The organism is Geobacter hydrogenophilus (genome assembly GCF_018501225.1).
GTDB lineage: Bacteria > Desulfobacterota > Desulfuromonadia > Geobacterales > Geobacteraceae > Geobacter > Geobacter hydrogenophilus.
Map to the genome: position 1 here is coordinate 649,347 of NZ_JAHCZI010000001.1, position 13,468 is coordinate 662,814.

Consider the following 13,468-nt stretch of genomic DNA (forward strand, 5'->3'; position numbering starts at 1 on the left):
AGGGCGCAGCAAGCGGCGCCCCCACGGAACCATTCACCCCAGCATCTGCACGATCCGCTCCGCCCCCTCGCCGAGGGAGTCGGCGGTCTGGACGTTGAGCCCCGAATCCACCAGGAGTTGCTTCCCCTCCTGCACCTTGCTCCCGTCCATCCGGACCACGATGGGGAGGGTGCAGTGGACCTCGCTTGCCGCCTCGATGATCCCCTGGGCGATGACGTCGCAGCGCATGATCCCGCCGAAGATATTGACGAAAACCCCCTTCACGTCCCCGTCCTCCAGGATGATCTTGAAGGCCTCGGCCACCTTCTCGCGGGTGGCCCCGCCCCCCACGTCCAGGAAGTTGGCCGGCTCGCCGCCATACTCCTTGAGCACGTCGAGGGTGGCCATGGCAAGGCCGGCGCCGTTCACCATGCAGCCGACGTTGCCGGAAAGCTTGATATAGGAAAGGTCGTACTTGCCGGCATTGATCTCTAGGGTGTCCAACTGGGAGTAGTCCATCATGTCGGGGTATTCCCGGTGCCGGAAGATGGCGTTGTCGTCGAAGTTGATCTTGGCGTCCATGGCCATGAGCCACCCGGCCCGGGTCACCACGAGGGGGTTGATCTCCACCAGGGAGCAATCCTTGTCGAGCACAACCTTGTAGAGGTTCAGCATCAGCTCAACGCAGTCCTCGCAGAGGCTCCCCGTGAGCCCCAGGGCCAGTGCGATCCTGCGGGCCTGGTAGGGGCGAAGTCCCGTGTAGGGGTCGATGGTGAGGACGTGGATCTTCTCGGGGGACTTTTGGGCCACCTCCTCGATGTCCACCCCCCCTTCGGCGGAGGCGATGAGGCAGTAGCGGGAGGTTGCCCGGTCCAGGGTGATGGAGAGGTAGAACTCCCGGGCAATCTCCACCGCCTCCTCCACGAGGATGCGGCGGACCTTCAGCCCCTCGGGGCCGGTCTGGGGGGTCACGAGTCGCTTGCCGAAGAGCTCCTTGCCGTAATCCTGGGCCTGCTCCGGGTGGTGGACCAGCTTCACTCCGCCCGCCTTGCCGCGGCCGCCAGCGTAGATCTGGGCCTTGATGACGCAGCGCCCCCCCATCTCCTTGGCAGCCCGTTCCACCTGGTCTGACGTGAGTGCCACCCGCCCCCGCGGAACCGGGATGCTGTAAGAGCTCAGGATCTCCTTTGCCTGGTACTCATGGATGTTCATGCCCCCTCCTTTTAGTTTGAATAAAAGTTTTTTAGGTATACCACAAAATAAAACAGCGGTTAAGAATAATTTTTCCTCTGTCGAGTTTCTCTATAACCACCAGAAAAAGAAAAGAAAAAGTGTTTACACCTCCCGTTGAACTTTTATAATACTACCAGACACTTCATCAGGAGGAAGCCGTGGCCGGCACAAACATCGAGGAGCTTGTTGCCAGGGGCATCCGGGCCGCCAACAGCGGCAAGACATCCCTTGCCCTCGAATGCTTCGAAGAGGCAGTAGAACGCCGAAATACTCCCGCCAACTGGTCCTATCTGGCCTTCTGTCTCGCCAAGGAGCGCCGTCAGTTCGACCGGGCAATTCAGCTTTGCCAGGAAGCGATCCGCAAAGATCCTCAAAACGCGGTCCACTACCTGAACCTGGGGCGAGTGCATCTCCTGGCTGGGCGCACGAAAGACGCCATCCACGTATTTCGCCAGGGGCTCCTGTACGAAGCGAACGCCCACATCGAGGCGGAACTGCGCAAGATCGGCCTGCGCAAGCCGCCGGTAGTCGGTTTCCTCAGGCGTGATCACCCCATTAATAAGTATCTCGGCATATTTATGAAAAAGTTGAGGCTCAGGTGACGGATAAATAATAGGGAGGGATGGGGCCATGGTCAGATACCTGGAAATCAGGAGCAAGGCTAAAGCGGAGTTCATCGACATCACCCCCCTTGTACGGGAGCAGGTGCGGGGATCCGGCGTCACCTGTGGCGTTTGCCATATCTTCGTCCTCCACACCACCGCCGGCTTGACCATCAATGAGGGGGCGGACCCGGCCGTCCAACGGGACATACTGACCTACCTTGACCGCCTCGTCCCCCGCGACCCGTACTTCACCCACAAGGAAGGGAACTCCGACGCCCACATCAAGTCGACCCTCACCGGCACTTCCCTGACGGTCTTTTTCATCGAAGGGAAGCTCCTGCTCGGCACCTGGCAATCCATCTACCTCTGCGAGTTCGACGGGCCGCGCCAGCGCAAGGTTGCCCTCAAGATCGTCTCCTGCTGACGCCGCCATGGGCGACAGGCTCACCTTCGCCTACGGCCCCGGCGTCGACATCAGCTACCGCGTTGTCGGCCGCGGCCCCACGCCGGTCGTCTTTGTCCACGGCTTCGCGGCGGCCCTCACCACATGGGATGACATCGCCCCCCTCTTCCCGGCAGAACGTTTCACCCTCTATCTCATCGACCTGAAGGGGTTCGGCTTTTCCTCCAAGCCCTGCACCGGCTCCTACGCCATCGAGGAGCAGGCCGCCGTGACAGCCGCATTCATCAAGTCCATGGGACTTTCGCACGTCATCCTCACCGGGCATTCCCTCGGCGGCGCCATCGTCCTCCTCGTAACCCTCCAGGCCAGGGACCGGGGAGACACGGGCCTCGTAGCGCGGCTCATCCTCGTCGCCTGTTCCGCCTACCCCCAGAAGCTGCCGCGGCTCATGGGGTGGCTCCGGATTCCCCTCCTGGCCCGCATCGGCATGGCCCTCATCCCGGTGCGCACCATTGTCCGCTACACCCTTGCCCGGGTCTTCCACGACACGAGGGCCATCACTCCCGAGCGGATCAGGCGTTACGAGCGCTGCTTCGGCCGGCGTGGCATGGCGGGAGTCCTGATCCGGAGCGCCCGGGCCATCGACCCGGGCAGCTACGGCGCGATTACGGCCCGTTACCGGGAGATCGACGTGCCGACGCTGATTGTTTGGGGAAAGGAGGACCGGATCGTGCGAATCGGCCAGGGGAAGCGCCTCGCGGAAGAGATGCCGGATGCACGGCTCGCGGTGCTCGACGGCTGCGGCCACAACCCCCACGAGGAGAGGCCCCGCGAGACCTTTGCGGCGATTATGGAGTTTCTGGGGAACGGAGAGGAGCGGGAGGAAGGGAGTGGCCGGTCTTGGCGTGAAGCTCGTCGATGAACTGCCGGTAGGCCATCTCGCCGGCGATGAACTTCGTGATCATGACCCCCATGCCGCTCTTCTTCACGAGATGGATCATCTGGGGGGGAACCTTCTTGGTCCAGCGGACCATCCCCTCCAGGAAGACCGGCTCCTCGTCGGGGAGGGTCAGCTCGACCTGGATGCGGGTTCCCGGCGGGCAAAGGTTGGTGGTTTTGATGAAGAGACCGTGGGCCGAAACATCTTCGGTGTAGGCGAGGCGCGTGGGAGTAGTCGTGCCGAACCGCAGCGACAGCCGCTTCTTGTGCCTGGTGATGTCCCGTTTTTCCGCCATGGCCCCTTACCTTTCAACAGCTTTCATTAACGGGCGGATAGTAGCACACCTTACCCCACGGAATGCAAGGAAAAGTGCCGGCGTGACGACCCATTTCATCTTTCGCAGCCACGCCGTCCCTACCGGAGGACCCCATGCCCCCCCTGTTCCACCCGATACCCGTGAACGGCCCCTTCGATGACCCCGGCGTTTACGTGGATTTTCTCTTCGAGCGCCGTGCCATCCTCTTCGACCTGGGAGACATAGCTCCCCTCCCCCCCCGGAAGGTCCTCCGCATCTCGGACATCTTCGTTTCCCACACCCACGTGGACCACTTCATCGGCCTCGACCGGGTGGTGCGCCTCTGCCTGGGGCGGGAGAAGCGGCTCCGCCTCTACGGCCCCCCCGGCTTCACGGACCAGGTGGCCCACCGGCTGGCCGGCTACACCTGGAACCTGGTGGAGAGCTATCCCACCGACTTCACGGTGGAGGCCACGGAACTGGCTCCGGGCGGCGGGGTAAGGACGGTGGAATTTCACTGCCGGCGCGAGTTCGTTCCGGAAAATGAAAGCTGGGGGCACATCTCCGGCGGCGTCATCCTCGACGAAGAAACCTTCCGGGTGCGGGCCGCCTTCCTGGACCACGGCACTCCCTGCCTTGCCTTTGCCCTGGAGGAAAAGCTCCACGTGAACATCCGCAAGAACTGCCTGGAGGAGATGGGACTCCCCACGGGGGAGTGGCTTCGGGAGCTGAAGAAGACAATTCTTCGGGGAGAGCGGAACGAGGCGCCGTTCAGGGTCTGGTGGCGGGAGGGGGGCCAGGTGCGGGAGCGGATCTATCCCCTGGGAGAGCTGCGGGAACGCCTGGTGGGGATAGTGCCGGGGCAACGGGTTGTCTACGTGACCGACGCGGGATTCACCCCGGAGAACGGTTTACGGATCGTGGAACTGGCCCGGGGAGCCGACTACCTCTTCATCGAGACGACGTTTCTCCATGCGGAGGAGGAGCGGGCCCGGCAGCGGAGCCACCTGACCGCCCGCCAGGCCGGTGAGCTGGCCCGGGAAGCAGGGGCGATGCGGGTGGTGCCATTTCACTTTTCGCCCCAATATAGGGGAATGGAGGAGATGCTACGGAGGGAGTTGGAAGAGGCGTCCTTTAGCGAAAAAACACCTGAAACTCGGAGCAACTGAGCAACAATCCGTTACTAACAAGTGCATTGACTATTCGACCCCCCTCAGTCCCCCCTATAAAATAGGGGGGAAGCCGAAGGCAGGGGGGTAAAAGCGCTGTATTCGTCTTAGTTAGTAATTCCTGATAGCCCTGTTTTGGTTTTGATTTCTCCGTGTGCTCCGTTGCTCCGTGTTATTCAAAGGTTTCGGGACACGGTATCCCTACTTACCGCAGCACTTCTTGTACTTCTGGCCGCTGCCGCAGGGGCACGGATCATTTCGCCCCACCTTGACGCTGGTAGCAGGGGCAGTCTTCACGCCGACGCCGTCGGTGAAGTACCAGGCACCATCCAGTTTCTTGAACTCGGCCAGCTCGTGGTGGGCCCGCCGCACATCCTTGTCGCGGTAGCGGGCAATGAACTCCACCTTCCCTTCCGTATCGTCGGCCCCGCCTGCCAGGGTCGAGACAATCTCAAGCCCCTCCCAGCGGGAGGTCTCGGCCCACTCGCGGGTTCCCTTCTCGTCGAAGTCTCCCCGGTGTTCCGGATGGGTGGTGTCGTGGATGTAGCCGATCTCCACCTTCGTATAGGCGGAGTAGCGGGAGCGCATGAGCTCCTCGGCGGTGAGGGGGGCGCGTTTCCCCGTGATGAACGGCTCGCAGCAGTCGGCGAAGGGACGGCCGGTGCCGCAGGGGCAGAAGTCTGACATGGGATGCTCCTTGAAACGGTGTAATTGGTGGTCCGGTTCGGACCGGATTATTGATACCGTCACGTGTCCGTCGTGTCAACCGTTAACAGGCAGTCGGCGGGCTAAGGAACCCAGGTCAACGCAGTTCCCCTCTCCTTGGGGAGAGGGTGCCCGTAGGACGGGTGAGGGACAATTGCCGGTTTCCCCTCACGCCTACCCCTCTCCCCAAGGAGAGGGAATCGTTATCGAAAGGCCACCAGAAAGAGGGCATCGAGAAAGGGACGCGCCCGTTCACGCTCTTCCGGGGCAAGGGATGCCACCGGGGTAGGGGAGATGAAACGGCGCAGGAAGCGTTTTTCGGCAAAGCAGAGGGGAGAGTTGGGGCGGCCGAGCCGCGGCGGAATCACCAGTTGCGCCAGACGAAGGGGGCTGACCGCCGCACGGAGCGCAGGGTTGAGCATGAGGCGGGCATCGGCGGAAAGGCCGCACTCTCCTATAGGTTGACGCCCCAAATAGAGGATGAAGTTCGGCGTCTCCTCCCCTTCCCGTTCGAGGCGCCGCAGCCGCGCCACCTCCTCCGGGACAGAAGGCAGGGCGCCGTCATGGGCGAACATGAGAGGGGTGAGCCCTGTCTCCGCCACCAGCGCCATGAGCTCGTCGGTGCGGTAGGCGCGGGTCCGGGGGTGGAGGAAGGCGTCGGCAATGCCGGCATCGAAGGCGGCCTCGCCGGAAGCGTCCACATACCGCCGGAAGCGGGACCCTGCCGGCGCCCGCCTGATGAGCCGCTTCACCGTTGCCACATCCCTTATTTTCAGGAGCCGCAGGGCCGTGCGGATCGATTCGGCCTCCCGCCGCGCCCCCCGGCTGTATACCATGAGCCGCAGAATCCCCCCCGGCGCCAGACGCCGCTCCAGGGCGCGCAGCCCTTCCAGGGGGTTCGGCAGGTGGTGGATTACCCCGAAGGAGTCGATGAAGCCGTATTCCCCCGAAGCTGCTGCCGAGTCCTGGATGTCGCCCCGCTCGAAAGCGATGCCGAACCGGCCGTGGAGCAGGCAATGGAGCCGGGCTCGCCGCAGATTCGCGGCCGACAGGTCAAGGGCGGTGATGGGGACGCCGGGGTTGGCCAGGGAGGTGGGATACGGTGAAAAGCTCCCGCACCCGGCCAGGAGGATGCGGCGGGCATGACTGCTGGGGAGCGCACCGTTGAAGCGGGCATGGAGGGTGTCCAGGTTCAGGGCATAGGTATCCCAGGGGCGAACCGAGGCAAGGAGCGGATAGCGGGGGTAGACCCACCGCTCGTAGTGGCGGCGAAGCTCGTCGTTCATGCCGGTCACACCCTTCGTGCCCGGTACTTCTTCACCAGCTCCACCGGGTGGTACGACAGCTTCGCGGCCCGCAGCCCCGGCTCTCCCAGGTCCTGCTCGCGGTTAGTCCAGGTGCAGTCGGTGAAGAGGAGCCGGTTGAACTCCCGGTCCACCAGTTGGGAAACCCCTTCCATGAACGGGTCGTTCTTCTCGAAGTGGCAGACCGCCGTGTCGCGGTTGAGCCGCTCCCCCAGGGCGAAGGCCGCCACCCGCCCCTCCACGAGAACGACCACCCCTTCGAGGCCGAGGCTGTCCGCGAGCATGAGGGCCTCCGCCCCTGCCTTCGCCTCCAGTCCCAGGGAAGGGCTGTCGATGCCGTTGCGGACCCGGCGCCACTCGTCGAGGAGCGCCAGGCAGCCATCACGGTGGGCCTCGCCGTAAAGCTCAACAGTGAAGGAATGCCGAGCGGTGAAATAGTTGATCCGGTTTTTCTTTTTGTGGAACCGGTTGCCGGGGAGTTCCGCCAGTTCCTGCCGAAGGTGGAGGTAGTCAAAGGCATCCCGGTCCTCCTCCACGGCCACCCCCTCGACGGCCAGGAACCGGGACACAAAGGGCTCGTCGGCACCGTAGAGGGACATCCCTGCGCCAAGGAGCACCCGAAGGGCGCCGGCCACATCTCCGCCAAGGGGAGGAAGGAAATACTCCTCGCCGCCGTACCCCTTCCCGAGCACTACCAGGGAGTCACCCGCCAGAGCGAGCCGGTAGCCATGGGCTTCCCGGAAGAGGTAGAGATTGGCAAAGGTGATCTCCGAAACCCGGGGTTGGAGTTCGGCAAAAACGGCGTCGAAAAAGGGCTTGTCGGCGAGGGAAAGGGGGCGCGACGCCGGGAAGCCGGGGATGTCGGTCATGGGATCCATGGGGAGAGAGTATAGCAGACGCGGAGAGAAGAGCGGCGGACAAATTCCATTGAGGCGATGAGGCAAAAATATCAGATGGGGCCGACCCCGACCCTGATTTTGCCGTTGGAGACGCTGACCGTGCAGGCGACGCGGGAAATGGGAAGGGAAAACTGGCGGGGCGCCGGGAGGAGGCTCCAGTCGACCTGGTCACGGAGGAGGGAGCGGAACTGCTCGTTCTCCGACTCCACCAAAAGTGAGACGACAACGCCGTCCTGGAAGGTTACCAGAACGGTTCCGGTGGCACGGTCGAGGCGAAAAGGCATGGCCATAGAATTAGGGGGACGGTGGTAGCCGTCCCCCGTGCTCTTTCAGTCCATACTGGGCTGCATGATCAGCTTGACGATGGCTGCCTTCTGCTCGGCGGTTATGGACGTGGTGCCGTTGGTGGTTGCGGCAATTTTGTTCTTGATGGAGGCCAGTTTTTGCTCGAATGCAAGCTTTGCGGCAGCTTCTTCCGCTCCGGTCGGGTTTGCCCCCGCCCCCTGCCAGATGCTCATCCGTTCAAAATCGATGATATTGATGTCTTCCTGCAGGGCAAGCAGATCGCGGAAGGCACCCATCTCTGCCGGCATCGAAGCGTAGTCGGTACGCGCGGTGGTCCAGGTCCCGCCAGCGCCACTACATGAATCCTTCATTTGGCCCATCAGGACGCACTTGCCACTTGATGCGTCATAGTAGGACGGACCCTGGCAGGCGCTTGAGCCGAGCATTTCGGCACGTACCTGGCAATTGCTTCCCGACCACATAAACGCACTGTTTTGCTCGCAGGTTGGTTGGTCCGGTTGAAGCCCGACGCAATTGTTTCCGTCCCATGTCAGGCCGAACTGAGCACATACAGGAGCAAAATCCGCGGCCTTAGTGCAGTTTCCCATCCATTTTACCCATTCGGGAATGGTGGTATCATCCCGGTTATTCAGGTAACTGAAGGTTCCTCCCCCGCTCATCAGGTCCCCAAGCCATGAAACCATCACCGTCTGGGGAATGGGCCAGTTGACGCTCTGACCTTCGGAGTTCATGAATTTCCCGAAACCACCCGGCAGCTGGCCCGGTGAAAAACGGAACCCGGCAACCACCTTCTCCGTCATGGCGATTATGTCATCGTCGGTGGAGGCCATGGCCGTCATGAAATCGTTCCAGACAGTCTGGTATGCGGCGTCTATGTCCGCCTGCGCTGCAGCGACATCACCGCTGTTATGGGCGTCCGCATAGGCCTGAGGGTCCACATAGAAGCCGGCGTATTGCGACTCCACCGCTCCCATGGCCGTTGCCACGTCACTAACGGCGGCAAGGAACCTGTTTCTTTCGTCACCGGAAGCATTCAGGGCGGCAAGGGCCTTATTATACTCGCCGGACACCTTGACGATGGCAATCCGCTTGTGGAAGGTGGACATGGCCTGCTCAATGGCAATTTGAACCGCCGGACTCAGGCCGGTCATGATGGGAGTGCCGGGAGGATCCTCAATCGCCTCGGCGGCGTCTCCCGCAGCATTGTGGGCCGCATTGATGAGCCCCAGGTCGATATTGGCGCATTTCGCCGCATCCATGAACATCTCGGCCATGAACCCGCCGGCCTTCTGCATCTCTTCGTCGGCAGCGGCATCGCTGGACGCCGCGTTGGCATTGTAAAAGCTTTCGGTGAAGTCGCGGAGGGTCTTGGCCCCCGCTGCTTCGTTGTAAATCAGGCACTCCTTCAGTTTCGCCAATCCCTCGGTGCTCACGTTCCCCTTGGCCGGGTCCGTGAGGAATGCCTCGAATCCCCCAATGATTGCCCCCTTGCCCAGCTTGCCGATGATGGTGGCGTCGCCGGGTGTCGCGCTGGGCGTACGGAGCAGCGTCAGGGCATAGGCCATCATGATCGGGTCGTCGCTGCCGGCTTCGGCAGCCGCGGCCAGGAGCGCCTTCGTCTGGACCGTGGAGAGGTTGTTGATGCCAAGAAGGTTAGGGTCGTTTTCCGGGGGGGCCGGCGCGATTCCCTGCCGGACGGTGCTGTTGGTATCCTTCACCTCGAAGACAATGAAATTGGTATCGGGCCTAGTGGGCATTGTGGTGAAGTTGAAGGTGAGCTTTCCATCGGCATCGGTGGTGGCGTTAGCCGAATCAACCAGTGTCGTAGAGCCGTCGCCGTTCATCTTTTTGACCAAAACGGTATACTGAGTGTTGGCTGCCAAGGGGTCGGCGGGCGCGGCCGAGGCTGGCCCGGCCAGGGCAGTAGCAAGGGCGGCTGCACCGATTGACGTCATGAGATTTCTTTTCACTGTTTATTTCCTCCTTGTGCGCGACGCTACTTGGCAGTTCCTGAAATCGTTCCCGTCGTTCCGCCGCCCGAGCCGCCACTGCTGCCGCCGCACCCCGCAAGAAGAGCGCAGGCCATGACAATCATGCTGATCATAACCAACCATTTCTTGTTCATCATTCCGTACCTCCTTTTTCGCTATTGAATTGCCATTGTTGTCTTCGTACCAAGTCGATGGCTGTAGATTTTGTTTCGGCAACTATTGGCAAAACTTTAGAAAAAAATGTTACAAAACACACAAAGCAGCTCCAGTCAGCGCATTTGTCACCGTACAAATCAGAAACAAAAAAACCAGCCACAATCAGTAGTTATCAAACGTTATCAAGCCACACAAAAATAAAACATAGTTCACTGCTTAATGAATAGCGCCAGACTGCACTGACCCTGTGCATGCAAACCAAAAGGCCCCCCCAGCGGATGCCAGAGGGGCCGTAAAATAAACGGAGCGGATAGAGATCGCTGCAGCAGAATAACCAACGCCACCCCGCCAACGATGACCGACAGGTTACATGCGGCGGAGACACCGTGGAGCATGGAAAGCTCCCGGCGCATGAGGTGATCCTTGGGGTGCTTGTCGGCAAGGGCAAGGGGGGCGCGACGCCGGGAGGCCGGGAATGTCGGCCGTGGGGGCCATGAGGTGATGAGGCAAAATCAGATCGGACCGACCCCGACCCTGATTTTGCCGTTGGAGACGCTGACCGTGCAGGCGACGCGGGAAATGGGAAGGGAAAACTGGCGCGGCGCCGGGAAAAGGCTCCAGTCGATCTGGTCACGGAGGAGGGAGCGGAACTGCTCGTTCTCCGACTCCACCGAAAGGGAGGCGACAGCGCCGTCTTGGAAGGTTACCAGAACGGTACCCCGAACTTCGTCCGACCGCTGACGCTCTTCGGCGGGAAGGGCCTGCGAGACCATCCCCTTGAGAGCCAGACCCGAAACCCTCCGGTAGTTCCCCAACTGCGCGACTATGGCCTGGGCATTCATGGTGTTGCGAAACCCTTGGCCGATGAATGCACCGGTCAGGGCAACGGTGTTGACAGGGGCGCCCCCCAGCACGACCGTACCGGATGAGTCGGCTGGTGAAGCTTCCTGGTTGGCTGGAGGGGGAGGCGCGGGAGGGGCGTCATGGGGCTCTTCCGCAGGGGAAACAGATTCGGGAGGCGACTGCGGCTCATCCCGGGGGGGCAAAACCGTCTGGTCCCGAACGGCTTCGCCATTGTCCGGCCCTGCCTGCTCGCTGCGTATGTCCGTAACAACGTCCACAACCCAGGTGACGGTTTGAAGCTTCTGCTGTCCGGCAGTCGTGGAACCATACCAGGAAAAGGCGGCAAGCCCCCCCAGGTGGAGTGCCAGAGAAACTATGATGAAACGCTGAAGGGTGTCCATGGTGAAGGGTGCGGGCGGGGATGCCGCCCGCACGTGCCGGTCCGCTACATGTTCGGTTGCCGCATCAGGGTAATGATCGCCTGCTTCAACTCGGTTGAGATGGGGGTTGCGGCGTTGATCCTGCCGGTTATTTTGCCTGCGAGCGTTGCCAAACCATCGACAAAGTTCTTCTTGGCCCGCATTTCATAAAGCTGTTCACTCTCACCCGCCGCGGGCATCGTTTCCCTGTCCGCCTGCCGCTTCATCTCCAGAATCGCGATATCTTCCTGTATCCCCTGAAATCCATTGAAAGCGGCATTGCCGGAGGAGAACGTGTGCCGTGCATTCCATTCGCCCCCTATTCCCACGCACATCCCCTTCTGCATCATAACCACGCAGGAATTGGACTGGGTCCACATGCCGCCACTCATGTTACAGGTGGCCTGGTCCGCGGCCATGGTGCACTCGCCCCCCCAGAACCCTTCGGCGAAAGACGGAAGCGGCGTCGTGTCCCGAGTATAGGCAAAGTCGCCGCCATTGCCGAGAATGCCTGCCAGCCACGTCACCATGACCGTCTGGGGAATGGGCCAGTTGGCGACACATCCGGTCATCCCCCATGTGCCGCCGGCAGCTTCACACGTCGGTTGGTCCTGGGCGGTAAACATTGTATAGGTCCCGAAATCGTCGGGCAACATCGCCCCATGGGGAAGTATCGTCAGGACACTCGTTTTCATTGTATTGATATCGGTAGGCTTGGAAGCAATGGAACCCTGGAAAGTAGTGAATGCTGCCTGGTAGGCATCCTGGAGTTCGCCCTGGATAACGTCCACTGTCGTTCCCTTGGATGCCGCATAGCCCTCCGGGTCCGTGTAGAACCCGGCATACTGGGCTTCAAGATTCTCGAAGCTTGTCATGAGGCTCCGGCCGGCATCGAGAAAATCCGTTACCTGGCTGCCTGAGGCGCCAAGGGCAGTCAGTGCCTTGGAATATTCGTCGGCAAGGTTCGAGGCGGAAATCCGCAGGTGGAAGGTGGTCATGGCGCTGTCCATGGCGCTGGCAAAGTTCGGATTCTGGGCCCACAGGGTGTCCATGCTTCCATCGTCGTCAACCGCCACACCTGCTGCATTATGGGCGGCAAGAACCAGATCGGGCTTGATCCCGGCACAGGTGGCGGCATCGATGAATATTTCACCCATCAGGCCCCCGGCCTTCTGCATTTCCTTCTGTTCTTCCGCTGTCATCATATTGACAGCGTCATAGTACCCCTCGGTGAAGCTCCGGAGGGTTTTTTGGGTCCCATCGCTGTTGTAGATGAGACAGTCCTTGAGAGATTTCAACTGGTTGGTGGTTATGTTTCCACCTGACGGGGATGTCAAAAAACCTTCGAAACCACCGCTACCCAGAATTCCCGCCTTACCCATCTGTGCAATCACGGGAATATCGGCGTCTGTGATGCCGGGAGAACGGAGAATCACCAAAAGGTATGACATCAGGATCGGATCATCGCTCCCTGCCAAGGCTGCCGCTTCCTTCACTACCTTCGCCTGCTTGTCGGACATCTCGTTGATGCCGAGCTTGTTGGTGGCGCTCACCGGCGGTGCCGGCGCGAATCCCTGCCGCACAACCGTTCCGTTGGCGGCCTTCAGCTCGAAGAGGAGGAAATTCGCATCGCTCTTGGTCGGCATGGACGAGAGGGTGAAATCAAGCTTTTCCCCCGTCGCAACGGCAGAATTCGAGGAGACGGTTGAGAGCGTACCATTGGAGTTAAACTTGCTGACCGTAATCGTATAGGTGCCGTCCGCTAAAGGCGCTGTTGCCGCAAAGGCCACCGGGGCGGCACAGGTCGACACAAGGGCAGCGGCAGATGCAAAAGAGAGCAGTTTCTGTTTCATCTATTCACCTCATCCTTCCCGTAACCCGCTACTTGGCAGTCCCTGTAACCGTTCCTGTTGTTACGCCTCCGCCTCCGCCGCCTCCTCCCCCACCACTGCTGCTACCGCCGCCGCCACCGCACCCTGCAAGAAGAGCACAGGTCATGGCAACCATGCCGATCATCACCAACCATCTCTTGTTCATCGTTGCGTCCCCTTTTTTTATTGATTTCTCGATTCTTGGCGGTGTCCGGCAATGGCCGATACATAGTGACTTTTTTGGCACAAATCCATAACACTTTAGAGAAAAAAATGTTTCAGCAATGCAAATCATTCAACGGAATTATTAATCAGAAACACCACTTAGCCATATTTTGCAAAATCAGAGC

Annotated in this window: 15 protein-coding genes; 4 read left to right on the plus strand and 11 right to left on the minus strand. The window is 60.8% G+C overall.

Features of this window, described 5'->3' with window-relative positions; genetic code table 11:
* Positions 1 to 33: 33 nt before the first annotated feature.
* Positions 34 to 1,191, minus strand: coding sequence for an ADP-forming succinate--CoA ligase subunit beta (gene sucC / locus KI811_RS02860; protein WP_214184977.1), 1,158 nt, complete (start codon positions 1,189 to 1,191; stop codon positions 34 to 36).
* Positions 1,192 to 1,370: 179 nt separating this feature from the next.
* Here sucC and KI811_RS18730 point away from each other — a divergent pair, with 179 nt between their 5' ends.
* The 3 genes from KI811_RS18730 to KI811_RS02875 are packed head-to-tail and all read left to right on the plus strand — an operon-like array spanning position 1,371 to position 3,142.
* Entirely contained in the window at positions 1,371 to 1,814 is a 444-nt protein-coding gene (locus KI811_RS18730; RefSeq protein WP_214184978.1) for a tetratricopeptide repeat protein, read from the plus strand.
* A 28-nt stretch (positions 1,815 to 1,842) separates the two neighbouring features.
* On the plus strand, positions 1,843 to 2,241 hold the full coding sequence (locus tag KI811_RS02870; protein WP_214184979.1) for a secondary thiamine-phosphate synthase enzyme YjbQ: 399 nt from the start codon (positions 1,843 to 1,845) through the stop codon (positions 2,239 to 2,241).
* Positions 2,242 to 2,248: 7 nt separating this feature from the next.
* Positions 2,249 to 3,142 carry an alpha/beta fold hydrolase gene (locus KI811_RS02875; RefSeq protein ID WP_214184980.1) on the plus strand — a complete coding sequence of 298 codons (894 nt, stop codon included), beginning with the start codon at positions 2,249 to 2,251 and terminating at the stop codon, positions 3,140 to 3,142.
* Here the strand turns inward: KI811_RS02875 and KI811_RS02880 are convergent.
* The gene (locus tag KI811_RS02880) at positions 3,069 to 3,455 is read right to left on the minus strand and encodes a PilZ domain-containing protein (RefSeq protein WP_214184981.1); all 387 of its coding nucleotides are present in this window, start codon (positions 3,453 to 3,455) and stop codon (positions 3,069 to 3,071) included. The genes KI811_RS02875 and KI811_RS02880 overlap by 74 nt on opposite strands.
* Before the next feature lie 134 nt (positions 3,456 to 3,589).
* Here KI811_RS02880 and KI811_RS02885 point away from each other — a divergent pair, with 134 nt between their 5' ends.
* Positions 3,590 to 4,624 carry a ribonuclease Z gene (locus tag KI811_RS02885; protein ID WP_214184982.1) on the plus strand — a complete coding sequence of 345 codons (1,035 nt, stop codon included), beginning with the start codon at positions 3,590 to 3,592 and terminating at the stop codon, positions 4,622 to 4,624.
* 201 nt (positions 4,625 to 4,825) lie between these two features.
* Here the strand turns inward: KI811_RS02885 and KI811_RS02890 are convergent, their stop codons facing one another.
* The 9 genes from KI811_RS02890 to KI811_RS02925 all read right to left on the minus strand — a co-directional run bounded on the left by KI811_RS02890 (position 4,826) and on the right by KI811_RS02925 (position 13,284).
* Positions 4,826 to 5,311, minus strand: coding sequence for a YchJ family protein (locus KI811_RS02890; protein ID WP_214184983.1), 486 nt, complete (start codon positions 5,309 to 5,311; stop codon positions 4,826 to 4,828).
* Positions 5,312 to 5,532: 221 nt separating this feature from the next.
* Positions 5,533 to 6,615, minus strand: a complete 1,083-nt coding sequence (locus tag KI811_RS02895) for a class I SAM-dependent methyltransferase (protein WP_214184984.1) — start codon at positions 6,613 to 6,615, stop codon at positions 5,533 to 5,535.
* A 5-nt stretch (positions 6,616 to 6,620) separates the two neighbouring features.
* Positions 6,621 to 7,502, minus strand: a complete 882-nt coding sequence (locus KI811_RS02900; protein ID WP_246551235.1) for a DUF2156 domain-containing protein — start codon at positions 7,500 to 7,502, stop codon at positions 6,621 to 6,623.
* Positions 7,503 to 7,582: 80 nt separating this feature from the next.
* Positions 7,583 to 7,816 (minus strand): hypothetical protein, encoded by a 234-nt coding sequence (locus KI811_RS02905; RefSeq protein WP_246551236.1) that lies wholly within the window; start codon positions 7,814 to 7,816, stop codon positions 7,583 to 7,585.
* A 45-nt stretch (positions 7,817 to 7,861) separates the two neighbouring features.
* Positions 7,862 to 9,808, minus strand: coding sequence for a hypothetical protein (locus KI811_RS02910; RefSeq protein ID WP_214184986.1), 1,947 nt, complete (start codon positions 9,806 to 9,808; stop codon positions 7,862 to 7,864).
* Between the two features lie 26 nt (positions 9,809 to 9,834).
* A complete protein-coding gene (locus tag KI811_RS18735) occupies positions 9,835 to 9,963 on the minus strand; it encodes a hypothetical protein (RefSeq protein WP_281415114.1) in 129 nt (42 codons plus the stop codon).
* 534 nt (positions 9,964 to 10,497) lie between these two features.
* Positions 10,498 to 11,262, minus strand: a complete 765-nt coding sequence (locus tag KI811_RS02915; RefSeq protein WP_343213588.1) for a hypothetical protein — start codon at positions 11,260 to 11,262, stop codon at positions 10,498 to 10,500.
* A gap of 11 nt (positions 11,263 to 11,273) precedes the next feature.
* Positions 11,274 to 13,100, minus strand: coding sequence for a hypothetical protein (locus tag KI811_RS02920; RefSeq protein ID WP_214184987.1), 1,827 nt, complete (start codon positions 13,098 to 13,100; stop codon positions 11,274 to 11,276).
* 28 nt (positions 13,101 to 13,128) lie between these two features.
* Positions 13,129 to 13,284, minus strand: a complete 156-nt coding sequence (locus tag KI811_RS02925; protein WP_214184988.1) for a hypothetical protein — start codon at positions 13,282 to 13,284, stop codon at positions 13,129 to 13,131.
* Positions 13,285 to 13,468 lie beyond the last annotated feature (184 nt).

What these genes read in the sequence shown, in the direction of transcription:
- sucC (WP_214184977.1), bottom strand. Translation starts at nt 1,191, where the DNA reads ATGAACATCCATGAGTACCAGGCAAAGGAGATCCTGAGCTCTTACAGC.
- KI811_RS02870 (WP_214184979.1), top strand. Translation starts at nt 1,843, where the DNA reads ATGGTCAGATACCTGGAAATCAGGAGCAAGGCTAAAGCGGAGTTCATC.
- KI811_RS02875 (WP_214184980.1), top strand. Translation starts at nt 2,249, where the DNA reads ATGGGCGACAGGCTCACCTTCGCCTACGGCCCCGGCGTCGACATCAGC.
- KI811_RS02880 (WP_214184981.1), bottom strand. Translation starts at nt 3,455, where the DNA reads ATGGCGGAAAAACGGGACATCACCAGGCACAAGAAGCGGCTGTCGCTG.
- KI811_RS02885 (WP_214184982.1), top strand. Translation starts at nt 3,590, where the DNA reads ATGCCCCCCCTGTTCCACCCGATACCCGTGAACGGCCCCTTCGATGAC.
- KI811_RS02890 (WP_214184983.1), bottom strand. Translation starts at nt 5,311, where the DNA reads ATGTCAGACTTCTGCCCCTGCGGCACCGGCCGTCCCTTCGCCGACTGC.
- KI811_RS02895 (WP_214184984.1), bottom strand. Translation starts at nt 6,615, where the DNA reads ATGAACGACGAGCTTCGCCGCCACTACGAGCGGTGGGTCTACCCCCGC.
- KI811_RS02900 (WP_246551235.1), bottom strand. Translation starts at nt 7,502, where the DNA reads ATGACCGACATCCCCGGCTTCCCGGCGTCGCGCCCCCTTTCCCTCGCC.
- KI811_RS02905 (WP_246551236.1), bottom strand. Translation starts at nt 7,816, where the DNA reads ATGCCTTTTCGCCTCGACCGTGCCACCGGAACCGTTCTGGTAACCTTC.
- KI811_RS18735 (WP_281415114.1), bottom strand. Translation starts at nt 9,963, where the DNA reads ATGAACAAGAAATGGTTGGTTATGATCAGCATGATTGTCATGGCCTGC.
- KI811_RS02920 (WP_214184987.1), bottom strand. Translation starts at nt 13,100, where the DNA reads ATGAAACAGAAACTGCTCTCTTTTGCATCTGCCGCTGCCCTTGTGTCG.
- KI811_RS02925 (WP_214184988.1), bottom strand. Translation starts at nt 13,284, where the DNA reads ATGAACAAGAGATGGTTGGTGATGATCGGCATGGTTGCCATGACCTGT.